Source organism: Pseudomonas sp., from assembly GCF_050739775.1.
Classification (GTDB): Bacteria; Pseudomonadota; Gammaproteobacteria; order Pseudomonadales; family Pseudomonadaceae; genus Aquipseudomonas.
In genome coordinates this window covers 1-25,566 of record NZ_JBOICA010000048.1, presented here as the reverse complement: position 1 = coordinate 25,566, position 25,566 = coordinate 1, and the positions used below count along the sequence as shown (strand labels likewise).

Below are 25,566 nucleotides of genomic sequence, written 5' to 3'. Positions count from 1 at the left end.
CCAAGAAATCGACACAACCCCCCCTCGCTGGAAGGGGGGGCTGAAGTTTGACAGGTTCGAAAGGTTTCACCTGTCTTTTCCATTCTTTTCGTCAGCTTACCGCGCATGAATTCCCGCAAACAGCCATGGAGTCTCCTGAGCCGCTACTGTCATGCTCCGGCTACGTGCCCACTGGGTCAATGCCAGCATCAACGCAAACCCGAGCACGATCAACACCGGATACGCCATCAGCAACTCGGTGAGCGAGTACTTCCAGGCCAGTGGCCGACCGACACCAAGCATGGCGGCATACAGCCAGGACACGCCCGACAGCGCTCCGGAGAACAGGGCAAACATCCGCACACCCACCTGGAGATCGAGCAGCGATCCGGCCTTCAGCAATGCAGGCAATACATGGCGATGCAACAACATACCGTTGAATGTCAGCAACAACACAATAATGACTTTGGCTTGAAGTTTCGGATTGGCAAAATAGGCCATTCCTTTATCAAGGTAATCAATGCCTATTACCGCGGCCCCGGTAATCCATAAAAACATCAACGCATTGGCAACAGACTTCTGCAAACTCGCCATATCGTCGTTATTGTGCCCCGCCGTCACACGACCTTTCAACAAATCCTTGACCATTGCCGCATCGCTGGCAAACACCAGGCCGACGGCGACACAACAGGCTAATAGATGAACATAAACAACCGCCAACCGCAAAAGCTCCATGGATTCTTTCTGCCCGAACAGGCTGATAATTGTATTAATCTCCACGACTACTTCTCCACGTAATGCGTTAGTGCAAAATGATCTTGTAACAGGCGCGATAACGACTTGCTCGCAACTGCAGGATCAAGCTCACATAAACAGACCAAATCAATAATCTGGCATTTCAAGAACGCAGCGACTCGCCCAGCGAGTCATTGACGAGGGCATATCGTTACTCCAAGTCTCAGGTAAAAAAATCCCCAAATGCATTCCATACAATGCAGATGAGGTTGAATGTCCATCTTTTACTAGGGAGCGCACGGCGTGATCACTGAGGACCGGCCTGCTGGAAAATATGAGGCCTGTATTTTCCGATCGTTCATTGATCGGGCAAAACCACCGACAGGCGGTGCCATGCTCTACACCTATGGATACTTGCGCATTGCGCTGTAACCTGTGTAGTCACTGCTCGCCATTCGGTCATATGCAATACTTCGGCTATGTTCTCAGGTCCCGACCTCTCTCGCGAGAAACACCATGCCAGACCCCTTCAATCTCCAACGTTTTGTCGAAGCCCAGGAGCCAATCTTCACCCGGGTCCTGGATGAACTCCGTACCGGGCGCAAAACCAGCCACTGGATCTGGTTCATCTTTCCTCAATTACAAGGCCTGGGTCACAGCGAAACCGCCGAACGTTACGCCCTGCGCAGCGCTGACGAAGCCCGCGCGTATCTGCGCCATGAGGTTCTGCGGCCACGCTTGGAGCTATGTGTCGCCAGTGTCCTGCAGCACACCGACAAATCTGCACGGCAAATCCTCGGTTACCCCGACGACCTGAAGCTGCGCTCCTGCCTCACATTATTCGCAAGCCTCGAACCTGATCATCCATTGTTCAAAGAAGCCCTCGACAAGCTCTTCGATGCGCAACCCGATCCCATGACATTGCAGCTGCTAAGAAGATAAGTTCGGCGCGATCTGCCAGCCTACAGGGCAAAGACTGGGGGCGTGTCAGCTGCGCCTGCCCTCTTCCGCTACCCCTACAAAAGCGTCAATTTTTCGATTAACGGTCTGACGCTAGGTAAAGGCTGCAAGCTGTTGATCGAAAAGGAGTCTTGACTACACGGACGGGCGAATGAAACGCTAAAAACATTTAGTTACAAAATTGCGGCTGGCTTGAAAGCGAATCTGCAACTAATGGTGATAGGTTAGGCTGCCTGACCTGCCTATTAGATGCACAACAATAACTATGCGCATCCAACTGCCCAGCTTCCCTGTCTTCGGGGCTTACGCTGCCCTTTTCTGCCTGTTTGCGGCCGCATGGTTCACCCATCCTGCTCCGGTGCATTCTTCCTTTGCCCTGATGACTCCGCTGCGGGCTGAGACCGACCAAGTCGCCAAACCCACGTATGCCAGTCGTTTTGCCTCATCCGGGCTAGTGGACTTCGTGCACTCTTCTGCGGTAACCGCCTTGCCTGACGGCAGCTTGATGGCGGTCTGGTTCGCCGGCACTCGCGAAGGCGCAGCCGACGTGCAGGTGCGCTCTGCCCGCTTCGACGCGAAAACTGGCGAATGGGGTGCGGAACAGGTATTGGCGACTCGGGACTCGACCCAACAGGGCACTCGAAAATACATCCGCAAACTGGGCAATCCGGTCGTCGCGCTCGCACCGGACAACCGCCTCTGGTTGTTCTACGTGTCGGTGTCCATGGGCGGCTGGGCCGGAAGTGCAGTCAATGTGATGGTCTCTGACGACTATGGCCGACAGTGGTCAGCGCCACGCCAATTGATCACCTCCCCCTTTCTGAATATCAGCACCCTCGTACGTTCGGCCCCAGTGTTTCATGCCGACGGCTCCATCGGCCTACCGGTCTACCACGAATTTCTGGGCAAGTTTTCCGAGTACCTGTACCTGAGCGCAGACGGTGATGTAATCGATAAATTCCGCATCAGCCGTGGCAAAAATTCATTGCAACCCACGGTCGTTCCCCTGGATGAGCAACGTGGTATCGCCTTGCTGCGCTATGCCGGCAACACCCACCATCGGGTACTGGCGACCCGCACAGAAGACGCCGGGCAAACCTGGAGCGAACCTTATCCGCTCGACCCCTCGAATCCGAATTCCTCGTTGGCGGCCGTCGCGACCCCCGAGCATGGCTTGCTGGTAGCGCTCAATGACTTGCAGGACGGACGCTTCAAACTGAGTCTTTACGGTACCGATGCAAAAATGGACGAGTGGCGCTCGCTGCTGGACCTCGACAAATCACCTGATCCAGAGGGCGATGCGTTTTCACCCGAGGCTTACAAGGAAATCATCAGTAAAGAGTTTCGCGGATCCAGTGGCGCACTTCGCCAACCGCTGGAGGCGCAGTTCCTGAACCACCTCGACACTCGGGTCTGTAGCGAGCAAGGCTGCAGTTTCGAGTATGAATACCCGTACTTCATCCGAAGCCCTGACGGCATGTATCACTTGGTTTATTCCTGGAACAACACCTTTATCAAGCACGTCACCTTCAACGATGCGTGGCTGGCGGAGCGTGCCAAATGATCAGCCTGTGGCAAGCCCATATCAGCTTCACACTGATCATCTTCCTGTTGCTGCCTTCTTCTGGCTTGAAGAGGGCCGCGCGGATCGCGCTGTTGCTCGCCTTGCTGGCAGCCAGCTTTATACCACTGGATGGCTTGTCGTTGGCCGCGTACTTGCGCAGCCACATTGACGACCTTGCGGTCACGACATTGGTGTTCATGCTGTGGGGCTGTTTGCGTCGGCTGGGTTTCCTGGCACCTGCGCAGCAAGGTACAACCTGGGTATTGATCGTCTTCGCCGCGATGGCGCTGGTGCTCTATCCGGCAACGCTGGGCTTGAGCTATCTGGACCCTTACCGGTTTGGCTTCAGCCCGCGCCCGATGCTGATCGTCGTCGCACTGCTGACGGCTGGCCTGTTTTACCTGCGCAGCTACCTGACAGTGGTGATGCTGGCCAGTGCCACCCTGGCTTTCATCGCCGGGGTAAAACCTTCGCATAACTATTGGGATTACCTGATTGATCCGCTGCTGGGCCTGTATTGCTGCGCGGCACTGCTGATGTTTGCGCTGCGCTGGGCGCAGGGTTGGCTAAACACGCTACGTGGCTCAGAGAAAGGCGCCTGATCCATTTGCGATTCAACGACATTTTTAACGGGGAAACAGGGATGGGTTGGCTGCAATCGAGACGTTTGCATTACTGGCTAGGCGCAACAGCAATTGCGTTTGTGCTTTTTGCATTACTACGGGTGGTGTTCTTTTTCGGTTTTTCAGGTTTCGACGCCGGCGCCTTGAGCGACGAAAATGCAGTCCTGGAAACACTGGGCATCGGCTTTCGTTTCGATCTGCGTCTGGCCATCCTGGTAATGTTGCCACTGGCGTTGCTGGCCTGGATTCCGCGTTGGAATCTTGTCAGCAGCCGCCTGCTTCGCCGATTGGCACGCGTGTATGTGTCAACCGCGATGGCCGCCCTGCTGCTGATCTATATCGTCGATTTTGGCCATTACGCCTATCTGGGTTTGAGGATCAACGCCACCGTGCTGCGCTTCATCGAGGACGCGCAAATATCCCGTGACATGGTCTGGCAAACCTACCCGGTTATCTGGATTTCACTGGGCTGGCTGGCAATGGTGGCACTGGTGACGCTGGCCCTGGTGCGTTTGGAGCGCGTGACGCTGGACCGCGCCGGCAAAGCCATTCACGCGCTCTCCGCCACATGGGGTGGCGCGTTGATGGTCGTGTTGGTGCTGTTGGGTATATTGGGCCGTGTCGAGAACATGAACCTTGAGAACCCTGTCCCGTTGCGCTGGAGTGATGCGTTTTTCTCCGGCAATAACCAGGTCGCTGCGCTTGGCCTGAACCCAGTGATTTTCCTCTACGACACGGTCAAGGTCGGGCAGTTGCGCTATGACGAAGCGCAGGTGCGTGAACACTACGCGGTGATTGCCAAGTACCTGGGGGTCGACCAGCCCGACCCGCAAGCCCTGAACTTCGTCCGTCACCAGGCGCCACAACCCTACAAAGTATCGGGCTCGGCGCCGCCGAACGTGATGTTTGTCATGCTTGAGTCGCTGGGTACCAGTGCCGTCGGGGCCTATGGCAACCCGATCAATCCGACGCCCAATATCGATCGTCTGGCCACGCAAAGCTGGTTCTTCGAGCACTTCTATGTTCCGGTCACCGGGACAGCAAAAACCGTTTGGGCCAGCATTAGTGGGGTTCCAGACGTCACTCGACAGGAAACTGCGACGCGTAATCCGCTGATCACCAAGCAGCACACCCTGATCAATGCCTTCACCGGTTACGAGAAGATCTACGCCATTGGCGGCAACTCCGGCTGGGCCAACATGAACGCCTTGATTCGGCAAAGTATCGACGGGGTTCGTTTGTTCGAAGAGCGGGACTGGCAATCCCCGGTAGTGGATGTCTGGGGGATTTCAGATCTGGATCTGTTCAAGGAAACCGACAAGATTCTGCGAGCACTGCCCAAGGACAAACCGTTCTTTGCCTATGTGCAGACGGCCGGCAACCATCGTCCCTTCACGATTCCCGAGAACAATGATGGATTCGAGGTCAAGCACCCTACCCTGGCGCAAGTTCAGGCCGCAGGATCGCGCAGTGTCGAGCAGTACAACGCCGTGCGCTTGCTGGACTTCAACATCGGACGTTTGATGGAAATTGCCAAAGCAGGTGGTTACTACGACAACACCATTTTCGTGCTGTTTGGCGACCATAACACCCGTATCGCCCAGATTCCTTTCCTGGCACCGGCTTATGAACAACTAGGTCTGGAAAGCAATGCGGTGCCAATGATCATTCACGCTCCGGGGCTGCTCGGCACGCGGACCGTCAAGGAAGCAGTCGGCCTGGTGGACCTGTTGCCAACCGTGGCTGGCATGGCCGGCCTTGAATTTCGCAACAGCGGCCTGGGGCGTGATATTCAACAGCCTGCGCCCGAGGGTGAGCGCGTGGTGCCGTTGGTCCTGCGTGAGGGCACGTTCCCGTTGATTGCGGGCGTAACCCAACACTACATGGTGCAGATGGAGCACGACGGCAGCTCGCCGACGCTGCATGACCTCGCCTCTGCGACACCGCTAGACAACGTGGCCCAGCAACACCCGGAAGAGTTCAAGCGCCTGGTGCAACTGACCCGCGGCATGCATGAAACTTCACGATTGATGCTGTACCAGAACGTGCGCAAGTAATCGGGATTGCCGACCGGAGCGTGTCGACTCCGACCCCGCTGAATGCACAACGCCGCACGAACTCCGAGAGGTTGTCGTGCGGCGTTTTAGTAGGAGCGCTGCGCGGCTGGTGTCAGGTACCGGGGAGAGCGTCAGCGTGCCCTGCCCTCGCCGATGCAATATGAATTAACGAATGTTGCAGTGTGCTGCAAAGCCTGGCGGATGTCCGGCTTGGTGATTGCGTGTCTGTTGGCAAATTGCTCGAGCGCCCCAGTATCAAATCGAGTGGCCTGGATAAAGTCCAAGGATTCGGCGTTCGCATTCAATAGCCGCGCGACGAGAGGAATGCTCAGTAGCAACTTCAGGAGTCGCAGCGAAATATGATGCTTGGGCGTCTTCAGCCCAAGTGGTTGCGCCACCTGTGCCAAGAGTTCTCTCAAGTTGGGCGTTTGCTCGTCAAGCGCCAGCAGTTCCTGGCCCGCCATGGCCGGATCGAACGCACAAGCCGCCACCAGCTCAACCAGGTGGTCCACGGTGACCAACGGCAACCAGTGCTCGGTGGTGCCGGGCACTGCCGCCAGCTTTCCCTGCACGAGGTTGCGTATCAGTTCCGCCAGCGGTTGAGCGCTAAGAATGTGACCCGTGCGGCTATGACCGCAAACCGTCGCGGGGTGAACAACGGTAATCTCCCCGCCCTGGGCCGACATGACCGCCAGTGTCGCAAAGTACGCCTCCAACTTGCTGCCCTCGTAGCCGCCAACACGCCGGTAGACCGCTGGCCAATCCGTCGATGCCGGGCGACCGGGGTCGATACCTATACGCCGCAAGTGCTCATGGTTCTTCAGCATGTAGCCGCCGATCATCACCAGTCGGCTTTTTTGTCCGCACGCCAGCAGCGCCACGCGCCTTGCCCCTTCGACATTGACCGCGCGCGCCTGTTCCAGTGAAAGCCCCCAGGCAAACTGGGCGCCCAGATGGAATACAATCCTGGCTTGCTTCAGCACCTCTCGATCAGCATGACTCATACCGAGGTTTTCCCGTTCCAGATCACCTGCTACGGCAAATACCCGGGCTGCGTTCCCCCCCAAACTCCGTACTTGCTCCTGCAACGCAGGGAGTCGCTCGGGGCGACGCATCAACACCCGGATGCTGTGACCTTGCGCACTCAGGTGCGCTAGCAGATGCTGGCCGATGAAGCCGGTACCCCCCGTGACAAAGCACTCCACGCTCATTTTCCTGTTCCTTGGTAAGGTGAAAAATCAAGCGTAAACTGTCGACCCAGCTCTACAGTCAAGCGGTGTTTTCATGAGAATCGGCGAACTTGAGACCCGCAGCGGCGCCAGTCGGCACACCCTGCGTTACTACGAACAAATCGGCCTGATCTCATCACAGCGGCGCACCAACAACTATCGCGTCTACACCGCGCAAACCCTGCAGGATCTGGACTTTATCCAGCGTGCGCAAAGCATGGGGTTTTCCCTGGGAGAGATAGGCGAGATTCTCGAAGCGCAACGAAACAAGCTGATCGATTGTGCTGCAGGCGCAAGGCTTATTGAAAAGAAGATGGTAGAGATCAAACAGAAAATCGCTAACCTGCAGAGCATTTATCGTTACCTGGATGAGGAACGCATAAACCTTGAACTCAGTGCTGCCAAGCAAGTTGAGCTTCAGCAACTGAAATCCTGAGTACTTACGGAAGAGCAAAACACAGTGGACAAGGAAATCATCCTGATGCGTCATGGCCAGCCAGATCTGGTCATGGCCGGCAAGGTTTCAGCACTCAGCATGAAGCGCTGGATCGAGCAATACGACCTTTGCGAAATCAACAACCAACCCGCACCAGAGGTTTGTGTGGCGCTGGCTGCCAGCGCCAAAGTGATTGTTTCGAGCACCGCGCCTCGAGCACTGACATCCGTTCGGGCGCTGGGCTTTCAACCCATTCTGGTAGACGCGGTCTACTGCGAGGCACAGTTGCCCTATGGGCGCTGGACGCTGCCGTGCCTTTCGCCGTTCACGTGGGCGTTTATTCTTCGAATCTTATGGTTGTGCGGTTTCTCAGGGCAGGTCGAGTCTGCCCGTAAGGCCAAAATGCGCGCCCATACAGCAGCCCAACGACTTCAGTCCCTGGCTGATGAAGGGCCCGTTCTACTGCTCGGTCATGGCATCATGAATCGAATGATCGCTAAACAGCTGGAGGCGGCCGGCTGGATTCGCCAACAACGCAATGGCAATAGTTATTGGAGCAGCACAGCCTATCGAATGAGGCAAACCTAAGGTCGGTGTCGGCGCCCCGCACCTTAACAACAATACGTACTTTCGGGCGTGATCAAGGTAGGCGAAACAGGCTCGCTTCTCCTGTGCTGGTATCGAACATTACCAGTGCCTCCTCAAAAGCGTTGGCACTGCAAACAAGCTTCCCGGCACCATCCCATATAGCCGATTGACCAGCAGCCAGAAAGCTGTCAGCAGGCCCGACACCATTTGCCATCAGCACCGTCATCGAGTGCTGCTTTGCAATGACAAGGTAATGACCATAAGCGGCTTGTACGCCTTTTTCCGACTTGGCCACGCTTGCCAGATACAGGGTTGCGCCCAATTCAGCTGCTTTCTCTGCGTGGCCTTGCTGCAAGGATTCATAGCAGATGGCAGGGACCAGAACCTGATTGTCTTGCTTGAGAACAAGCTGTTCGTTGCCATTGGTGAAAAACGCTAGCTCATCGGAGTGGAGAATCTGTTTGGAGTAGGTCTTGTGATCCTGACCGGGCTGAAAAACAACCATGCTGATCTGGATGCCATCTTCACTTTTAGTAGGTGCACCCACACCGATGAAAATACCATGCTGGTTGCTGAGCGCCTTGAACTCATCCAATTGAAGACCAGCCTTGCTCATCGCGAGGCGCGATGCCAGTGTTGGTTCGTAACCGGTCAGGGACAATTCTGGGAAAAAAATACCATCGACGCCCTTGCTGACAGCTAAGCGAATGACATCAACATGCTTCTCGCGGTTTTTGTCGATGTCACCCGGTGTAGAACGGATTTGTGCAGCAGCTAATTTCATCAGGCATTCTCCTTATGCTCGTCGTTGAGAGAGCATACAACGACTCCCGTGATCACGTCAGGCGACCGTATGCTCTTTCAGCGGCCTCGATCTCGGTAGCCATTCCATCATCCATGTACGTGTTCCTTTTCAGCGCTTTCCAAGAGAGACAGAGCAGGACAAACGATACGCTTGTGTCTAGACTCGTGCCAGTAAGTGCCCCGCTTATTGTCTGCTTTGGGTTGAAGCGGACGGTGAGCTCAGTAATAGCCATGCAAAAACGGAGTTTGCATCATGACCGAAGATCAAAAAATTAAAGGGCCAGCGTCGTACTTCCCCTCAATTGAAAAAAATATGGCCAGCCAATAACCTACTGGTTAAATCTGCTCGAAACAGTAAGTGCCAAGAAGCATATGGAAATGGTGACCTTGCTCAAAACGGAACACAGCATGGGCCATGGCCATGCTAACGCTCTGGTTGCGTACTATTTAGCTAGCGCTAAAGGCGACTAACCAAGGGCCCGAGAAGGCGCTTGTTTACAGACAAGACCACCACTAGGACGTTACAGGTTTCAATCAAAAAACCACACACATCCCATGTGTCTTTATAAGATCTTTACTCCCCTACTCCGAATCCTTCTAACAACTTATTAACCGTCAAACTAGGCTTCCCTCACTGCTGGAGGGAATGCCATGGACTTCATCTTCGTAGGGCTTGGGGCGCTGTTTGTCTTGAGCCTCGTCGGTCTGGCCCGCGGCTGCGCGGCGCTCAACAGGAGGCGGTCATGACTGGCCTCTATCTTTTCGGTGCTCTCATCGCAGCCGGGCTGCTCGTCTATCTAGTCGCAGCCCTGCTGTTTCCGGAGGATTTCCTGTGACCATTCAAGCCTGGATCCTGCTTGGCGCCTTCCTCGTAGCACTGGGCATTCTCGCCTGGCCACTTGGACGTTGGCTCACCAGCGTAATGGAGGGTCGGTTCACCTTCGGTGCGCGAATCGAATCGCCGCTCTATCGCCTCGCCGGGGTCAAGCTGGACGCGCAGATGAGCTGGCTTCAATACGCCGTGGCCTTGCTCGTGTTCAACGCGTTGGGGCTTCTCGTCGTTTATGCATTGCAACGACTGCAAAGTGTTCTGCCATTTAACCCACAGGGAATGGGCGCAGTGACGGCGGACTCTTCTTTCAACACCGCCGCCAGCTTTGTCACCAATACCAACTGGCAAGGCTACAGCGGCGAAGCAACGATGAGTTACCTGACCCAAATGCTTGCGCTGACAGTACAGAATTTTCTGTCTGCGGCGACAGGCATCGTGGTGGCCGTGGCCCTCATTCGCGGGTTCGCCCGACACAGCGCGGACAGCATCGGCAACGCCTGGATCGACCTTACCCGCATCATCTTGTGGGTGTTACTGCCACTGTCACTGATCTTTGCCCTGTTTCTCGTCAGCCAAGGCGTCATCCAGAATCTCGCCCCGTACAAGGAAGTCGCCACGATCGAGACCCTGCACTATCAAGTCCCGATGCTCACTGACAGCGGTCAGCCAGCCGTTGATGCCCAAGGCAATGCCGTGATGCAAAGCATCGCCAGCGACAAGCAGACCATTGCAATGGGGCCGGTCGCTTCACAGGAAGCGATCAAGATGCTGGGCACCAACGGTGGCGGCTTCTTCAACGCCAACTCGGCACATCCGTTTGAGAACCCCACGGCCCTGACGAATTTCATGCAGATGCTGGCGATCTTCCTCATCCCCACCGCACTCTGTTTCGTCTTCGGCCACATTGTTGGCGACATACGACAAGGCTGGGCGCTGCTGGCAACGATGACGACCATCTTCTTGATCGCGGTGGTCTCCGTCACCCATTACGAACAACTGGGCAACCCGCAATTTGCGGCGCTGGGCCTTGATACGGCAGCGGGCAATCTGGAGGGCAAGGAGCTGCGTTTTGGCATCAGTGCATCCAGCCTGTTCGCGGCGGTGACCACCGCGGCCTCGTGCGGGGCGGTGAATGCAATGCATGACTCGTTCACGCCGTTGGGCGGCGCAGTACCACTGGCGCTGATGCAACTGGGCGAGGTGGTATTCGGCGGCACCGGCTCCGGCCTGTACGGCATGCTCGTGTTCGCTATCCTCGCGGTGTTCATCGCCGGCCTGATGATCGGTCGCACCCCCGAGTATCTGGGTAAAAAGATCGAGGCCTATGAGATGAAGATGGTGGCTATCGCCATCCTCGTGACCCCGTTGCTGGTGTTGTGTGGTACCGCCATCGCCGTCATGTCCGAGGCTGGCAGAGTGGGGATCGCCAATCCCGGCGCGCACGGCTTCTCGGAAGTCCTTTACGCCTTCACCTCGGCGGCAAACAACAACGGCAGCGCATTCGCCGGACTTTCAGCCAACACACCGTTCTACAACACGCTACTGGCCGTCATGACCTGGTTCGGCCGATTCGGCGTGATTGTGCCGGTGCTCGCAGTCGCTGGCAGTCTGGCAGTCTGGCAGCCAAGAAACGTCTCGCGGTCACCGCCGGCACGATGCCCACACACGGGATGCTGTTCATCGTGTTGCTGATCGGCACGGTATTACTGGTCGGCTTGCTGAACTACATACCGGCGCTCGCGCTCGGCCCCATCGTTGAACACCTCATCATGATCAAGTGAGATCACGAACATGACACGCAAAGCGTTCTCCTTGTTCGCCCCCAAGCTCATTCGACCGGCAATGCTCGAGTCCTTGCGCAAGCTCAGCCCCAGGGCGCAGTGGCGCAACCCGGTGATGTTCGTCGTCTACATCGGCGCATTCATCACCACCGGACTGTGGGTACAAGCGCTGAGTGGCAAGGGCGAGGCCGGCAGCGGCTTCATTCTCGCGATTGCCTTGTGGTTGTGGTTCACCGTGCTGTTCGCCAATTTTGCCGAGGCCTTGGCCGAAGGCCGCAGCAAAGCCCAGGCCGCGTCTCTACGCGACTTGAAGAAGGAAACCTGGGCCAAGAAACTGCGAGAGCCTCACTACGGCGCAGAGTGGCAACTGGCGCAATCAAGTGAGCTGTGCAAGGGCGACGTAGTCGTGGTTGAAGCCGGTGACCTCGCCGAGTCGGTGATTCCCGCCGACGGTGAGGTCATCGAAGGTGCCGCCTCGGTGGATGAGTCCGCCATAACCGGCGAATCGGCACCGGTAATACGTGAATGTGGTGGCGACTTCTCGGCAGTTACCGGGGGGACACGTGTGCTCTCGGACTGGATCGTCATCCGCGTGACCACCAACCCCGGTGAGACGTTTGTCGACCGCATGATCGCCATGGTCGAGAACGCCAAGCGGCAAAAGACGCCGAATGAAATTGCCCTGACGATATTGCTGGTCGCACTGACGATCGTGTTCCTTGGCGTCACCGTGACGTTACTGCCCTTCTCGCTGTTTGGTGTCTCTGTGGCGCAATCGGGCACGCCCGTCTCGATCACCGTGCTGATCTCGTTGCTGGTTTGCCTGATTCCCACCACCATTGCAGGCCTGCTGTCGGCCGTTGGCGTGGCGGGCATGAGCCGCATGATGGAGGCGAATGTCATCGCCACCTCCGGCCGGGCGGTGGAGGCTGCCGGCGACGTCGACGTGCTGCTGCTCGACAAGACCGGCACTATCACCCTGGGCAACCGTCACGCCTCTGCATTTTTACCCGCGCCGGGCGTCAAGGAAGCGGAACTCGCGGATGTCGCGCAATTGGCTTCCCTGGCTGACGAAACCCCCGAAGGTCGCAGTATCGTCGTCCTCGCCAAGCAGCGTTTCAACCTGCGCGAGCGCGACATTGCCGCGCTCCACGCCCATTTCGTGCACTTTTCTGCGCAAACGCGCATGAGCGGCGTCAACCTCGGCGAGCGGCAGATCCGTAAGGGCGCAGGTGAGGCAATCCTCAGGCATGTGCAAAGTCTGGGTGGCAGCTTTCCCGAGTCGGTACAAACCCACATCGACGAAGTCGCACGTCGCGGCAGTACCCCATTGGTCGTTGCTGACGGCGTCAAAGTGCTGGGCGTGATCGAACTCAAGGACATCGTCAAGGGCGGTATCCGCGAGCGCTTCGTCGAGTTGCGCCGCATGGGCATCAAGACAGTGATGGTAACCGGCGATAACCGCGTCACTGCTGCTGCGATCGCCGCTGAAGCAGGTGTTGATGACTTTCTGGCGGAAGCGACACCCGAACAGAAACTACAGTTGATTCGAAGCTATCAGGCTGAAGGCCGTCTGGTCGCCATGACCGGCGACGGCACCAACGACGCTCCGGCACTGGCTCAGGCGGATGTTGCCGTAGCCATGAACTCAGGCACTCAAGCCGCCAAAGAAGCCGGCAACATGGTCGACCTGGACAGCAACCCGACCAAACTGATCGAAGTTGTGGAAACCGGTAAGCAGATGCTGATGACCCGTGGCTCGCTGACCACCTTCTCGATTGCCAATGACATCGCCAAATATTTCGCCATCGTCCCGGCCGCTTTCGTCAGCACTTACCCGCAGCTCTCCGCGCTCAACATCATGGGCCTTACCAGCCCGAACTCGGCGGTGCTGTCAGCCGTGATCTTCAACGCGTTGATCATCATTTTCCTGATCCCTTTGGCGCTCAAGGGCGTGAAGTATCGCCCGGTCGGTGCAGCCCTGCTGCTACGCCGTAACCTGCTGATCTACGGACTGGGTGGAGTGATCGTTCCATTCATTGGCATAAAGGTGATCGACATGGCGCTGTTTGCCGTCGGTCTGGCTTGAAGGAGTGCTGTCATGGTTGCTCTATTGCGTCCAGCGCTGACACTGTTTATTGCTCTTTCGTTACTCACCGGCCTCGCCTATCCGCTGCTCACAACCGCAATCGCAGGCCTGCTCTTCCCTGCTCAAGCGACAGGGAGCCTGATCGAACGAGAGGGGAAAACCGTGGGTTCGTTGTTGATCGGTCAATCCTTCAGCGATCCCAAGCACTTCTGGGGTCGGCCATCGTCAACCAGCCCCATGCCCTATAACGCGGCGGCATCTTCAGGCTCGAACCAGGGGCCACTGAACCCGGCGCTGGCAGAGGCAATCAAGGGCCGTGTCGCGGCCTTGCGTGCAGCCGATCCCGGTAACACGGCAACGGTGCCCGCCGACCTGGTCTACAGTTCGGCGAGTGGTCTTGATCCGCATATCAGTATCGATGCCGCCCTGTATCAGGCAGGAAGAATTTCGCGGGTGCGAAATCTACCGCTAGCGCGCATTCAACAGCTGATTGCCGAACACTCTGAAAAATCGCTGCTGGGCTTTCTCGGCGAACCTCGAGTCAACGTACTGGCATTGAACCTGGCACTCGACGCCATGCATTGAGCGCCAACTCACACACGGTGGGCTTGATGGCCGAACAACGTCCTGACCCAGACGAGCTGCTGGCGCAGATTCGCGAAACAGAAGCACAAGCCAAACGCGGTCGGCTGAAAATTTTTTTCGGCGCCAGTGCCGGCGTCGGCAAGACCTACGCCATGCTGGTCGCCGCTCAAGCGGCGAAACAACAAAACATTGATGTACTGATCGGCGTGGTCGAAACCCATGGCCGCGCAGAGACCATCGCCTTGACAACAGGTCTCGAAAAAATACCGCTCAAGCAGGTTACCGACAAGAACCGCACGCTGAGCGAGTTCGATCTGGATGCCACACTGTTGCGCAAACCTGCACTGATCCTGATTGACGAACTGGCTCACTCCAATGTCGTAGGCTCGCGCCATCCAAAACGCTGGCAGGACGTAGAAGAGCTGCTCAGCGCCGGTATTGATGTGTGGTCAACCATGAATGTTCAGCACTTGGAGAGTCTGAACGACATAGTCGGTGGCATCACCGGTATCCGTGTCTGGGAGACCGTGCCCGACCATGTGTTCGACACCGCCGATGAAGTGGTGATTGTCGATTTACCCCCCGACGACCTGCTCCAACGGCTCAAGGAGGGTAAAGTCTATTTGGCTCACCAGGCAGAACGCGCGGTGCAGAATTTTTTTCGCAAAGGCAACCTGATCGCACTGCGCGAGCTGGCCCTGCGGCGTACCGCTGACCGTGTCGACAGCGAGATGCTGCAGTATCGAAAAAGCAGTGCGGTAAAACCTGTCTGGGGGACTCGAGACTCGCTGCTCGCGTGCATCGGCCCCCAGGATCTGGGGGAGAAAACCATCCGCTCAACGGCTCGCCTCGCGGCTCAGCTCGATGTGCCATGGCATGCTGTGTATGTCGAGACCCCTGCCTTGCAGCGACTCCCCGAAGACAGGCGCCGCCGCATTCTGGCGACCTTGAAGCTCGCTCAGGACATGGGCGCGCAGATCTCGACCCTCGCCGGTCACGACGTCGCTGAAACGCTGGTCAAGTATGCGCGTCAACACAACCTCTCCAAAGTCGTGCTGGGGCGCGACGAACAGCCTCGGCCGCGATTTTGGCGACGGCTGCTGGCGGATCGAGTGGGGGCTTTGGGCGCCGACCTGGACGTGATTCAGATTGCGCTTCCTGCCAGCCGGCCCACGCAAGCCGATACCCGCACCAGGACGAAGCAGAGCCCCGGGACCCTCTGGAAACCTTATGCCTGGAGTGCCGTGCTCTGCACCGCGACGGCTTTACTGGTCATGCCCCTGGCTCATGTGCTGGAACAAGCCAACATTGTCATGGTGTTCCTGCTGGCCGTGGTAACCGTCGCGGTTCGCTTCGGCCGAGGCCCGGCGGTGCTGGCTGCGTTCCTGTCGGTAGCGGCTTTCGACTTCTTTTTTGTATCGCCCAGGCTTTCCTTTGCCTTCACCGATGTCCAGTACCTGGTGACCTTCAGTGTCATGCTCGTTGTGGCACTAGTGATCGGACAGATGACCGCCGGTCTGACCTACCAGGCGCGGGTGGCGCAACGGCGGGAAGATCGCATGCGTGCGCTCTATGACATGTCACGCCTGTTGTCCGCGGCACTGATGACCGAGCAGGTTGGCGAAATTGCTTCACGCTTTCTGTCGGCGGAGTTTGGTGCAACGTCGGCACTGTTGGTGGCAGACGACAACAACAAGCTGCAAAACCCGATGGTGACGGGAGATGCACTGCAGGTCGACTTTGCTATCGCCCAGTGGTCGTTCGATAAAGTCGAGCCGGCTGGATACGGCACCGATACCTTGCCTTCGAGCCCAACCCTGTACCTGCCCTTGTCCGCGCCCATGCGCGCACGCGGTGTGCTGGCTGTGCAACCGCGAGACGCAAGTCGCTTGGTGGATCCGGAGCAGCGACGTCTGCTCGATACCTGTGCGTCGTTGTTGGCAATCTCGCTGGAAAGGATTCATTACATCCACATTGCCCAGGACACGACCGTGCAGATGGAGTCCGAGCGCTTGCGCAACTCACTGCTCTCGGCCATCTCCCACGACTTGCGAACGCCATTGTCGGTTCTGGTAGGGCTTGCCGAAGCGCTCAAACTGACAAAGCCAGCGCTGAGCGGCGAGGCCGCCGAAATCGCCGCTGCCGTCGGTGAGTCGGCGCTGCGTATGAATACGCTGGTCAACAACCTGTTGGATATGGCCCGTCTGGAATCCGGCAACGTGGTACTGAACCGTCAATGGCAGCCCGTTGAAGACGTAGTAGGAAGCGCATTGAGAGCCATCCAGCCGGCACTGGGGGGGCACCCCGTTCAGGTCAAACTGGAAGACGACTTGCCACTGATTCATATCGACGCCGTGCTGATCGAGCGCATCCTCATCAACCTGCTCGAAAATGCCATCAAGTACACAGCGCCAGAAACCCCCATCACCCTGGGGGCCAGAGCCGATCCTGAGCACATAGAACTATGGGTTGCCGATGAGGGGCCGGGGTTGCCTCGCGGTCACGAGGCAGAAATCTTCAGCAAGTTTGTCCGCGGCAGAAAGGAAAGCCCGATTCCTGGCGTCGGGTTGGGCCTGGCCATTTGCAAGGCGATTGCCCAGGCGCATGGGGCAAACCTATCGGCTATCACTCGCCAGGAAGGCGGAGCCTGCTTCACATTATGCATACCCCGTGAAGAACCTCCTGCAATTGACGCCCAGCTGGCCGAGGAGCAAACACCATGAGCGAATCGGTCCCACACGTTCTGGTCATAGAAGACGAGAAGGACATTCGGCGTTTCGTGCGTATGGCCCTGCAAGCTGAAGGCTTGGAAGTTCATGAGGCCGATACCTTTCACCGTGGCCTCGTCGATGCCGGGACTCGCCGCCCGGATTTGATCGTGCTCGACCTCGGACTTCCCGACGGTGACGGTGTCGACCTTATACGCGATGTTCGAAGCTGGTCAGAGGTACCCATCATCGTACTCTCGGCACGTGGTGCAGAGGCCGACAAGATCTTGGCCCTGGATACCGGTGCTGATGATTATCTGGTCAAACCCTTTGGTACCGGTGAACTGCTCGCCCGAGTTCGCGCCCTGTTACGCCGGCACAGCAAAGATACCGAAAACAATGCAGTCCTGGCGTTTGGCGATGTCCGCATTGACCTGGATCGACGCATAGTTGAACGATCAGGGGCGCCATTGCACCTGACGCCACTGGAGTACCGCTTGCTGGTTCATCTGTGCTCACATCCGAACCGGGTTCTGACTCATATGCAGCTGCTCAAAGCGGTATGGGGCCCTTCGCACACCACTGACACACCCTACCTTCGTGTGTTCATGGGCGGCTTGCGCAAGAAAGTTGAAGCTGACCCCTCCCAACCGCGTCATCTGGTTACTGAAACCGGCGTTGGCTACCGTTTCATCCCGTGATCTGTACGGGAATGGGCGTCGCCAACGCCCATCACCTGGATGAAGCTGCGGGCATCAGTTGGACTTGTCTTTCTTCCTGATGAAGTCCAGATAGAAGCTCACCACCCCAAACAGCAGAATCAGGGCTACCACTAGCAAACCCAAAACTGTGTTGTTCATCGACATCTCCATGCGAACTTGACCTGGCCCAGGCTGAGCAGGTCGTAAACACCAGATTGCGCCCTACCGCCTAAGGCAGAACGCTGCGCCCATCACGAAAAAACCCGCGTGAAGAATCTCTTTGCAGGCCCGGCGCGCGGGGGTGCATCCACCGCCGCCGGATGATTTCCTCCACGGAAATCCCGGGCTAGTCGCTTGAGGAACAAGACCATTACTCCGCCCAACAGCAGCATCGCCAGGACAAACGCTGGATAGGCAAGCCACCACGCAATACCACTGGTCATCATGCTGAATTCGGACATGCCGCCAATGCTGGCGATCAGGTTCAAAGGCAGGAACACCACGTTGATCAAGGTCAGCTTGCGCAGCATTTCGTTCATGGTGTTGTTGGCCAGATTGCCGCGCGCATCCATCAGCCCGGCAAACACTGTGGAGTAGATCTCCGCCTGCTTGTAGCACTGGGTGTTCTCGATGATCAGGTCGTCGATCAACTCGATGAGCTGCGCGTCAAAGTGGTTCTTTTGCGCATGGTTACGAAGACGCGAAAGCACGGTGCCATTGCTGTGGATAGCGTTGATGTAATAAATCAGGCTCTCGCTGAGGTTGAACATCTGTATCAGGTGGTTGTTGTGCATCGAGCTGTTGAAGCGCTGCTGCAGCTCGCGGGCAACCATCTTGATGACCTTCAGGTGGCCAAGGTAGTGATGGATGTTGCTGAACAGCATGTCCAGCAACACATCCAGCGGTGTTTGCAAATGATGACGGCTACCCAGGCCTTGCAGCTGCGAGTCGTCTGGCGCGATGAGCACCAGACGTTCGGCCTGCAACAGCAAACCGAAGGACGACACCTCAAAGGAGAAACTGTCACCGCCTGAATAGTTCTCCGGACGTTTCCAGATCAAGAAGAGACTGTCCGGGTGGAACTCGATACGCGATACTTCATCAGGGTCCAGCGCCGAAGCCAGGGCATGCTCGTCAACACGGAACCGGCACTTGAGCAAGTCGCGCTCTGCCGCATCCGGGTCGACGAACAACAGGACTTGGCTGTCGAGGCTTTCACTTGGGTGCAACGCCCCTTGGGCGAGCTGGAAGCTTTTGATCATCGGGGCTCTCCCGGATTCATGCCGGCCTTCTACCAGATCTGGCCACGGCGCTTGAGTTCCAACCGGCGAACGAACTCCTCCAGTACCAAGGTGTACAGGTCGTCCTGCAGGTAGGCATCCTCAATACCGGCGTCCAGGTTGGGGTTATCGTTCACCTCGATGACTACCACCTTGTCACCTGACTGCTTAAGGTCTACACCGTACAAACCATCGCCAATCAGACTGGCTGTTTTTGCCGCCAGCTCTACTACTGCTCGCGGTGCTTCGTGGACGGGTAGAGTGCGGCACTCGCCAATAACGTCGGCACCGTTGGCCTTGTGATTGAAGATCTGCCAATGCCCTTTCGACATGAAGTATTGGCAGGCGAAGATCGGCTTGCGATTGAGAATGCCGATGCGCCAGTCGTACTCGGTATAGAGGTACTCCTGAGCCAGGAGCAGCACCGAATGTTCGAAGAGTTCAGCAGTAGCCTGCAGCAATTGTTCCTGGTTCTCCACTTTGATCACGCCACGGGAGAAGCAACCGTCAGGGATTTTCACTACCAGCGGGAATCCCAGACGCTCACCCACTTGCTGCAGTTCTTGCAGGTTGTCCTTGTAGAGAATCTCACTGGCCGGCATCGCCAGCTTATTGCTGCGTAACAGGTCGGTCAGATAGACCTTGTTGGTGCAGCGCAGGATGGAGGTTGGATCGTCCATGACCACCAGCCCTTCGCTCTCGGCTTTTTTTGCGAAGCGGTAGGTGTGATTGTCGACACTGGTCGTCTCGCGAATCAGCAGTGCGTCATACTCGGCCAGGCGCGAGTAATCTTTGCGCTCAATCATCTCGACATCGATACCCATGCCCCGGCCCACACGCACGAAACTCTCCAGCGCCTTGGCGTTCGAGGGCGGCAGCGCTTCCTCGGGGTCGTGCAAGATGGCCAAATCATAGCGCGCCATGCGCCGGGATCGGGGTACGCGCCAGATTTTTCGGCTGAACCCGTCCAAGGCATTAGCGAATTGATCTTCCTGATCTTCTCGCAACTTGTGTAAGGATCCAGCTTTGATACCGGCGATCTGCCAACCATTGGCTTTGCGAAATTCGACCAACAATATTGGACAGGGAAAGGCTTCAAACAGTTGACGGGCAATAGACTGAAGCGGTTCCAAATAGGTTTGGCCAAAGTACAGGCTAAGTGTAAAACTTTCAGCCTCAGCGTAAACATTATTACTCAAGGTTTTTTCAAGTGTTTTCTCCAGGTCATCAAGTGCCAGACCATACAGCGATTTACGCGCTAGCTCACTGATTGTTTTTACCGAAGGAATCACTTTGTGCCCCCAGGCTTCAGCCAAAAGAGAACAGTAATAGCCGTGCCCCAGATATTTGTAACTGCGGCATAGGTTGATCACCTGTACACGCTTGCTTGGCTCTCTATCTCGCGGTCGCTCCAGATACTCCTGAGCGGTCACCAGGTCTTCGCTCGGAAAGTATTTGGCCCAATCTTCCTTGCGCTCAACAATAATTATCAGCTGACTGCAGCTCTTGCTGTCATTTGCAGAACTGGGCGGCGCAACTATTGCCGGCTCAATGTTTTTACCTAATACTTCACGCAGTCCAAATTGTGCCATTGTCATCTCAGGTATCCAACGAAGAACAAGTGCTTACCCATTAAACACGAATGCTTCAGAAAGTCTCGCTCCATTACGAAAGTTTTACGGTGACCTGTATGGAATTTATATTTCGCAACGCCACGCCTGAAGACCTGCCATCGCTACTGTCGTTGGAGAACCAATGTTTCGAGCATGACCGTCTGACACCCCGTAGTTTTCAGTGGATGATCAGCCGTGCCCACGCCAGCCTGATTGTTGCGCAAGCGCACGGCCGTTTGATGGGTTACGCCTTATTGCTGTTTCATCGCGGCACATCATTGGCCCGCCTTTACTCCATCGCCATCTCCCCCGATGCTCGTGGCCAAGGGCTGGGCAAGCGGTTGCTGGCCGAGGCAGAGGAAAACGCCCGCAGCGCTGACTGCGCATATATGCGGCTTGAGGTTCGCCAGGATAACCAGACGGCGATCAGGCTTTACGAAGGCGTAGGCTATCGACGCTTCGCAGTGATCAACGATTACTACCAGGATCACACAGACGCCCTGCGCTATGAGAAACGGATCATCCAGCGACCTGCCGGCAAAGCGCGGCAGGTACCCTACTACCAGCAATCCACTGACTTCAGCTGTGGCCCTGCGTGCCTGTTGATGGCCATGGCTGCGCTGCAACCCGGGCGCGCGCTGGCCAGGCGCGAAGAGGTGCAGCTATGGCGGGAGGCAACCACTGTGTTCATGACCTCCGGTCACGGTGGCTGCAGCCCACAAGGTCTTGCACTGGCAGCCTGGCGCAGGGGATTTCGCGTGCTCTTGCAGGTAAGCGTCGACGGGCCGCTGTTCCTCAACGGCGTGCGCAGCGAGCACAAGAAAGCAGTCATTCGCCTGGTGCATGAGGAACTCTGCACTGAACTGCAAAGTACTGACGTTGTTCAGCTGTATAGCAAGCAGATCGATATCTCGCGCTTGCTGGCTGAGGGCGGTCAACCGCTGGTGTTGATCAGCTGTTTCCGTCTGACCCGAAGCAAGGCGCCACACTGGGTGCTTGTCACCGGCTGTGACGAAGACTTTGTCTACTTGCATGATCCGGATATCGACCATAGTCGCCATCGTCATGCCCTTGACTGCCAGCACCTACCGGTAAGCCACGATGAGTTTCAGCGAATGAGCCTTTTTGGCGGCAGTAAACTTCGCGCGGCAGTCATTCTCTATGCCCGATAGCCCGAGTTGAAGCTTCGTCCCTGCCTCACAAAAAACCAAGTTAGCTGCGATCTACTTGCCGGCCTCGCTCCAACATGACAGCATTCGCAACCGCATCAATTTCCCATTTAGATTCGTCTTCGCTCGAGGTCTCGTCGTGCCGGGCCAGCCCGTTTCTCCTTTTTCCGAGCTCTATCATCGCCATCACGGCTGGCTATTCGGCTGGCTGCGCAAGAAGCTGGGTTGCCCCGCCAATGCCGCCGACCTGACCCAGGACACCTTCGTCAAACTCCTGGGCCTTGAGCATATACCGGCGCTCAAGGAGCCTCGGGCGTTCCTGCTGGTCGCGGCAAATCGCTTGTTGATCAACCAGTATCACCGGCGTCGGGTCGAAGACGAAACCCTGCGCAGTATGGCCGTGCTGCTTGAGCAAACGACCCAACAAGGTCCGGAACAGATCGTTGCCGTACGCCAGTTATTGGCTAAGGTGCTGTTGTTGCTCCTCGAAGAGCTGGATGAAAAACCGCGCAAGGCCTTTCTCATGGCGCGGGTCGACGGCTGCTCATACAGCGAGATCGCCCTGCAGTTGCAGGTATCGGAAAGCAGCGTCAAACAGTACCTGGCCAAGGCGCTGGCACATTGTCATGCCCGGCTGTTCGATGCCATGCCCGAGGGCCTGCAGCATGACTGACGCCCCGCCCTTGGACACCCTCCGCGATCAGGCGGCGCAGTGGCTGCTGCGCCTGGACGACAGTCCGACGCCTGAGGACCTGGCGCAGTTTCGCAACTGGTGCGAGGCTGACAGCCGCCATGGGCAGATCTACCAACAGCTCCAGCAACTGTGGCAAGCCGTCTCGCCCCCCGCCAAAACCAGATCCCGGCCAATTGCAGCCATCGGCTTGGCCCTGGCGTTACCGGCCGCAATCGCTGCAGTGCAGTTCTTGCCTGTGGAGAATTGGGTTAGCCAACCCGCAGCAGTCGTTGCGGCGCCCACGCAGTTGATATTCCACGACCGGCCGCTGCCAGAGGTGCTGGCTGAGCTGGATCGCCACCGTCCGGGGCTTATCTGCAGCGATAAGGCGCAGCTGCAGGCTCTGCGCTTTACCGGCGTGCTGCCGGTACAAGACAGCAATGCCGCCCTGGCGCTGTTGCAGGCAGCCCTGCCAATCCGTATCGACTTTTACAGCGACTACCTGGTGAACGTACGGCCACGTTGAAAAAAACGCCCAGGTGACTGCCCGATTTGTTTCCAGCCCGGTCATTGAAGTTAATACAGTCGATTGCACGGGCAATACCCATGACCAACACCACCGCTTCACTGTTTCGCCGCAGCGCCCTGGCGCTGGCCTTGAGTTGCACCACCCCGGCCTTCGCCGGCAGCGCCTCGGGCAGCTACCACTTCGAACAGGCCAGCCAGTCGCTCGATAGCGCCTTGACCGCACTGGCCACCCGTACCGGGCTGGCCATCGGCGTTGATGCAGCGTTGCTACGCGGCAAATCGGCGCCTGCGCTGCAGGGCGACTACAGTGCCGAGCAGGCGCTCGATGCGTTGTTGCAAGGTAGCGGCCTGCAATGGCGCCTGAGTGGTCAGAACAGCATCGTCGTGCAACCGGCACCGGTTCCGCTTGAACTGGGTAGCGGCCCGTTGGCGTTGTCTGACACCCTGGTCAGCGCTTCGCGCAGCGAGGCCAGCATTGCCTCGATTCCCGGCACCGTGCAGGTGATCCTGGCGCCACAGATCGCCCAGCAGTCGGCAGCCGGGCGCAAGGCCGCCGATATTCTCGCTACCCTGGTGCCCGGCCTGGCCCCCTCCTCCGGCACCATGAGCAACTATGGCCAGACCCTGCGCGGGCGCAATGTGCTGGTGTTGATCGACGGCGTTTCGCAAAACGCCAGCCGCGATGTATCACGCCAGCTCAACAGCGTTGCGCCCTCGAGCATCGAGCGTATCGAAGTGGTGTCGGGGGCCAGCAGCCTCTATGGCGCCGGAGCCTCGGGGGGCATTATCAACATCATCACCAAGCGCAACGATGGGCAAGCGCTGGCAATGAGCAGCCGGGTCAGCATCAGCACGGCGGATAATTTCAACCACAAGGGCTTTGCCTACGAAGCGTTCCAGAGCGTCACCGGCCGCCAGGACGCACTGGACTGGTACCTGTCCGCCGACCTGGTACAGCGTAACGATCAGTTCGATGGCAACGGCAAGCGCATTCCCCAGGAAGCGTTCCAAGGCAGCAACATGGACACCGAAAGCCATGACCTGCATGCCAAGTTCGGCTACGACCTGGATGACCAGCGCCGCATCACCCTGGCCCTGCAGGAGCATGAAGACAAACAGGACAGCGGCTACGTGGCCGCTACGCAGAACGGCGAATCAGTGGCGATCAAAGGCCTGCAACTGAGCGACCAGCCCTTCACCCATAATCAGGCGCTGAACTTCAACTACAGCGATGGTGACCTGTTCGGCCAGCAACTGCTGGTGGAGAGCTACTGGCGCAAGCAGCAGGCACGCTTCTTCCCTTACAACTGGGGCGCCAATGCCGGCGTCGTCGCCTCCGAGAGCGAAGCCCGTGTGTACGGTTTGCGCGCCGCAGTGGAAAGCAGCTTGCCGAGCATCGGCAGCGCCACTGGCAGCCTGGTCTGGGGCGCCGACTTCGAGAACGAACAGGTCAGCCAGAACGGTGATCGCTACCGTGTCGATGGCCAGGTCTACACCCCTACGGGTCAACGCTACGCCTTCGGTCCCGACATCGAAACCAACAGCACCGCGCTGTTCGCCCAGTCGACCTGGGATATCGGCGACTGGACCTTGCGCGGCGGCGCCCGGCACGAGTGGATTCACAGCGATGTCGACGACAGCGTGGCGTTCGGCGGAATCTGGCGGGCGGGGGTCACCGAAGTACTGCCAGGAGGAACCTTGAAGTACGAGGATACCCTCTACAACCTTGGCGCGGTCTATCACCTGAGCAGCGCCCAGGACCTGTTCGTCAACTTCAGCCAGGGCTTCTCGCTACCGGATGTGCAACGCTTTCTGCGCGATGTGCGCGGCAGCTACGACATCCACGATCTCAACGCCCAGGCGATCAAGGTCGACAGCTATGAGCTGGGCTGGCGCGGCGACTGGGAGTCACTGCAGGCTAACGTCACGGTGTTCGAGAACCGCTCGGACGTCACCCAGTACTACGATTCGGTCACTCGTGCGCAACGCCTGATTGACCAGAAGGAGCGGGTGCGCGGGGTCGAGAGCAGCCTGACCTATCACCTGGACACAGCCTGGTCGCTGGGCGGCACCTATGCCTGGACCAAAGGCGAGACCGACCAGAACGGTGAATGGCGGGACCTGCCGGCTACCCGTATCTCGCCGGCCAAGACCACGGCGTTCGTCGAGTTCGATGACAATGGCTACACCCTGCGCCTGCAAGCCCTGCGCCTGGAAAGCTATGACGACGGCTTCAAGGATGGCAACGGCCGCAAGATCGAAGGCTACACCACCTTCGACCTGTTGGCCGGGGTGGCGCTGCCCGTGGGCAAGCTGGAGATGGGTGTCTACAACCTCAGCGATCGCAACTATGAAACGCTGTACATGCAGGCCAACGCCGCAGCACCCTACCCCCATGCTGAGGGGCGGCGCCTGGCGCTGAGCTACGCCGTGGATTGGTGACACAGGCAACCCGGCAATGATGCTGAGGAACAACTGTCTGCGGGAGCGGGCTTGCACCCGCGATTGCGCTTTGTCAGTCACATCCCATCGCGGGGCAAGCCCGCTCTCATCAAACAAAATATAAGCCACTGATTCTTAAGTCTCTTAGGCTGCCACAAGCTGATACCCCAGTTTCCGGGCTTTGCGAAGC

20 protein-coding genes and 2 pseudogenes are annotated in these 25,566 nt (G+C 57.6%); 17 read left to right on the top strand and 5 right to left on the bottom strand.

Annotated features, from left to right (window positions below):
• Positions 1-96: 96 nt before the first annotated feature.
• Positions 97-714: a hypothetical protein gene (locus ACRESH_RS20940; protein WP_431743771.1), complete on the bottom strand. Its 618-nt coding sequence runs from the start codon at positions 712-714 to the stop codon at positions 97-99.
• Between the two features lie 516 nt (positions 715-1,230).
• On the opposite strand from ACRESH_RS20940, the gene ACRESH_RS20935 reads away from it, so the two are divergent.
• The 4 genes from ACRESH_RS20935 to ACRESH_RS20920 all read left to right on the top strand — a co-directional run bounded on the left by ACRESH_RS20935 (position 1,231) and on the right by ACRESH_RS20920 (position 5,918).
• Positions 1,231-1,656, top strand: a complete 426-nt coding sequence (locus ACRESH_RS20935; RefSeq protein ID WP_431743763.1) for a DUF1810 domain-containing protein — start codon at positions 1,231-1,233, stop codon at positions 1,654-1,656.
• A 283-nt stretch (positions 1,657-1,939) separates the two neighbouring features.
• Complete coding sequence (locus ACRESH_RS20930; RefSeq protein WP_431743762.1) at positions 1,940-3,238, top strand: sialidase family protein; 1,299 nt, start codon at positions 1,940-1,942, stop codon at positions 3,236-3,238.
• On the top strand, positions 3,235-3,840 hold the full coding sequence (locus ACRESH_RS20925; RefSeq protein WP_431743761.1) for a hypothetical protein: 606 nt from the start codon (positions 3,235-3,237) through the stop codon (positions 3,838-3,840). The genes ACRESH_RS20930 and ACRESH_RS20925 overlap by 4 nt, the downstream gene beginning before the upstream one ends.
• Positions 3,841-3,881: 41 nt before the next feature.
• Positions 3,882-5,918, top strand: a complete 2,037-nt coding sequence (locus ACRESH_RS20920; protein WP_431743760.1) for an LTA synthase family protein — start codon at positions 3,882-3,884, stop codon at positions 5,916-5,918.
• A 131-nt stretch (positions 5,919-6,049) separates the two neighbouring features.
• Here ACRESH_RS20920 and ACRESH_RS20915 read toward each other — a convergent pair whose 3' ends face one another.
• Positions 6,050-7,129 (bottom strand): SDR family oxidoreductase, encoded by a 1,080-nt coding sequence (locus ACRESH_RS20915; RefSeq protein WP_431743759.1) that lies wholly within the window; start codon positions 7,127-7,129, stop codon positions 6,050-6,052.
• 73 nt (positions 7,130-7,202) lie between these two features.
• Between ACRESH_RS20915 and ACRESH_RS20910 the strand changes: the two genes are divergently transcribed.
• Both ACRESH_RS20910 and ACRESH_RS20905 read left to right on the top strand, forming a co-directional pair.
• Positions 7,203-7,583: a MerR family transcriptional regulator gene (locus tag ACRESH_RS20910; protein WP_431743758.1), complete on the top strand. Its 381-nt coding sequence runs from the start codon at positions 7,203-7,205 to the stop codon at positions 7,581-7,583.
• 24 nt (positions 7,584-7,607) lie between these two features.
• On the top strand, positions 7,608-8,171 hold the full coding sequence (locus ACRESH_RS20905; RefSeq protein ID WP_431743757.1) for a histidine phosphatase family protein: 564 nt from the start codon (positions 7,608-7,610) through the stop codon (positions 8,169-8,171).
• A 52-nt stretch (positions 8,172-8,223) separates the two neighbouring features.
• Here the strand turns inward: ACRESH_RS20905 and ACRESH_RS20900 are convergent, their stop codons facing one another.
• Positions 8,224-8,955 (bottom strand): carbon-nitrogen hydrolase family protein, encoded by a 732-nt coding sequence (locus ACRESH_RS20900; RefSeq protein ID WP_431743756.1) that lies wholly within the window; start codon positions 8,953-8,955, stop codon positions 8,224-8,226.
• A gap of 273 nt (positions 8,956-9,228) precedes the next feature.
• Here ACRESH_RS20900 and ACRESH_RS20895 point away from each other — a divergent pair.
• The 7 genes and pseudogenes from ACRESH_RS20895 (at position 9,229) to ACRESH_RS20865 (ending at position 17,671) form a co-directional block, all read left to right on the top strand.
• Positions 9,229-9,446 (top strand): annotated as a pseudogene (locus ACRESH_RS20895) (DUF4287 domain-containing protein).
• 272 nt (positions 9,447-9,718) lie between these two features.
• Complete coding sequence (kdpF, locus tag ACRESH_RS20890; RefSeq protein ID WP_431743755.1) at positions 9,719-9,811, top strand: K(+)-transporting ATPase subunit F; 93 nt, start codon at positions 9,719-9,721, stop codon at positions 9,809-9,811.
• Positions 9,808-11,588: pseudogene (gene kdpA, locus ACRESH_RS20885) on the top strand (potassium-transporting ATPase subunit KdpA). Before kdpF ends, kdpA begins: the two are co-directional and overlap by 4 nt.
• Positions 11,589-11,598: 10 nt before the next feature.
• Entirely contained in the window at positions 11,599-13,677 is a 2,079-nt protein-coding gene (gene kdpB, locus ACRESH_RS20880) for a potassium-transporting ATPase subunit KdpB (protein WP_431743754.1), read from the top strand.
• A 12-nt stretch (positions 13,678-13,689) separates the two neighbouring features.
• Positions 13,690-14,262, top strand: coding sequence for a potassium-transporting ATPase subunit KdpC (gene kdpC / locus ACRESH_RS20875; RefSeq protein WP_431743753.1), 573 nt, complete (start codon positions 13,690-13,692; stop codon positions 14,260-14,262).
• A 26-nt stretch (positions 14,263-14,288) separates the two neighbouring features.
• Positions 14,289-16,985 (top strand): two-component system sensor histidine kinase KdpD, encoded by a 2,697-nt coding sequence (gene kdpD, locus ACRESH_RS20870; RefSeq protein WP_431743752.1) that lies wholly within the window; start codon positions 14,289-14,291, stop codon positions 16,983-16,985.
• Positions 16,982-17,671 (top strand): response regulator, encoded by a 690-nt coding sequence (locus ACRESH_RS20865; protein WP_431743751.1) that lies wholly within the window; start codon positions 16,982-16,984, stop codon positions 17,669-17,671. Before kdpD ends, ACRESH_RS20865 begins: the two co-directional genes overlap by 4 nt.
• Before the next feature lie 251 nt (positions 17,672-17,922).
• On the opposite strand, the gene ACRESH_RS20860 is transcribed toward ACRESH_RS20865, so the two are convergent.
• Together ACRESH_RS20860 and ACRESH_RS20855 are read right to left on the bottom strand one after the other, a co-directional pair.
• The gene (locus ACRESH_RS20860; protein ID WP_431743750.1) at positions 17,923-18,933 is read right to left on the bottom strand and encodes a magnesium transporter CorA family protein; all 1,011 of its coding nucleotides are present in this window, start codon (positions 18,931-18,933) and stop codon (positions 17,923-17,925) included.
• Positions 18,934-18,962: 29 nt separating this feature from the next.
• Entirely contained in the window at positions 18,963-20,549 is a 1,587-nt protein-coding gene (locus ACRESH_RS20855; RefSeq protein WP_431743749.1) for a RimK family protein, read from the bottom strand.
• Positions 20,550-20,641: 92 nt separating this feature from the next.
• Here ACRESH_RS20855 and rimI point away from each other — a divergent pair, with 92 nt between their 5' ends.
• The 4 genes from rimI to ACRESH_RS20835 all read left to right on the top strand — a co-directional run bounded on the left by rimI (position 20,642) and on the right by ACRESH_RS20835 (position 25,376).
• Positions 20,642-21,736, top strand: coding sequence for a ribosomal protein S18-alanine N-acetyltransferase (rimI, locus tag ACRESH_RS20850; RefSeq protein WP_431743748.1), 1,095 nt, complete (start codon positions 20,642-20,644; stop codon positions 21,734-21,736).
• 136 nt (positions 21,737-21,872) lie between these two features.
• On the top strand, positions 21,873-22,406 hold the full coding sequence (locus tag ACRESH_RS20845; RefSeq protein ID WP_431743747.1) for a sigma-70 family RNA polymerase sigma factor: 534 nt from the start codon (positions 21,873-21,875) through the stop codon (positions 22,404-22,406).
• On the top strand, positions 22,399-22,932 hold the full coding sequence (locus ACRESH_RS20840) for a DUF4880 domain-containing protein (RefSeq protein ID WP_431743746.1): 534 nt from the start codon (positions 22,399-22,401) through the stop codon (positions 22,930-22,932). Before ACRESH_RS20845 ends, ACRESH_RS20840 begins: the two co-directional genes overlap by 8 nt.
• An 80-nt stretch (positions 22,933-23,012) precedes the next feature.
• Positions 23,013-25,376: a TonB-dependent receptor domain-containing protein gene (locus ACRESH_RS20835; RefSeq protein ID WP_431743745.1), complete on the top strand. Its 2,364-nt coding sequence runs from the start codon at positions 23,013-23,015 to the stop codon at positions 25,374-25,376.
• Positions 25,377-25,566: the final 190 nt, after the last annotated feature.

Bases quoted from the DNA above. Each gene is read 5' to 3' on its own strand.
- ACRESH_RS20940 (WP_431743771.1), bottom strand. From the start codon at position 714: ATGGAGCTTTTGCGGTTGGCGGTTGTTTATGTTCATCTATTAGCCTGT.
- ACRESH_RS20935 (WP_431743763.1), top strand. From the start codon at position 1,231: ATGCCAGACCCCTTCAATCTCCAACGTTTTGTCGAAGCCCAGGAGCCA.
- ACRESH_RS20930 (WP_431743762.1), top strand. From the start codon at position 1,940: ATGCGCATCCAACTGCCCAGCTTCCCTGTCTTCGGGGCTTACGCTGCC.
- ACRESH_RS20925 (WP_431743761.1), top strand. From the start codon at position 3,235: ATGATCAGCCTGTGGCAAGCCCATATCAGCTTCACACTGATCATCTTC.
- ACRESH_RS20920 (WP_431743760.1), top strand. From the start codon at position 3,882: ATGGGTTGGCTGCAATCGAGACGTTTGCATTACTGGCTAGGCGCAACA.
- ACRESH_RS20915 (WP_431743759.1), bottom strand. From the start codon at position 7,129: ATGAGCGTGGAGTGCTTTGTCACGGGGGGTACCGGCTTCATCGGCCAG.
- ACRESH_RS20910 (WP_431743758.1), top strand. From the start codon at position 7,203: ATGAGAATCGGCGAACTTGAGACCCGCAGCGGCGCCAGTCGGCACACC.
- ACRESH_RS20900 (WP_431743756.1), bottom strand. From the start codon at position 8,955: ATGAAATTAGCTGCTGCACAAATCCGTTCTACACCGGGTGACATCGAC.
- kdpF (WP_431743755.1), top strand. From the start codon at position 9,719: ATGACTGGCCTCTATCTTTTCGGTGCTCTCATCGCAGCCGGGCTGCTC.
- kdpB (WP_431743754.1), top strand. From the start codon at position 11,599: ATGACACGCAAAGCGTTCTCCTTGTTCGCCCCCAAGCTCATTCGACCG.
- kdpC (WP_431743753.1), top strand. From the start codon at position 13,690: ATGGTTGCTCTATTGCGTCCAGCGCTGACACTGTTTATTGCTCTTTCG.
- kdpD (WP_431743752.1), top strand. From the start codon at position 14,289: ATGGCCGAACAACGTCCTGACCCAGACGAGCTGCTGGCGCAGATTCGC.
- ACRESH_RS20865 (WP_431743751.1), top strand. From the start codon at position 16,982: ATGAGCGAATCGGTCCCACACGTTCTGGTCATAGAAGACGAGAAGGAC.
- ACRESH_RS20860 (WP_431743750.1), bottom strand. From the start codon at position 18,933: ATGATCAAAAGCTTCCAGCTCGCCCAAGGGGCGTTGCACCCAAGTGAA.
- ACRESH_RS20855 (WP_431743749.1), bottom strand. From the start codon at position 20,549: ATGACAATGGCACAATTTGGACTGCGTGAAGTATTAGGTAAAAACATT.
- rimI (WP_431743748.1), top strand. From the start codon at position 20,642: ATGGAATTTATATTTCGCAACGCCACGCCTGAAGACCTGCCATCGCTA.
- ACRESH_RS20840 (WP_431743746.1), top strand. From the start codon at position 22,399: ATGACTGACGCCCCGCCCTTGGACACCCTCCGCGATCAGGCGGCGCAG.
- ACRESH_RS20835 (WP_431743745.1), top strand. From the start codon at position 23,013: ATGACCAACACCACCGCTTCACTGTTTCGCCGCAGCGCCCTGGCGCTG.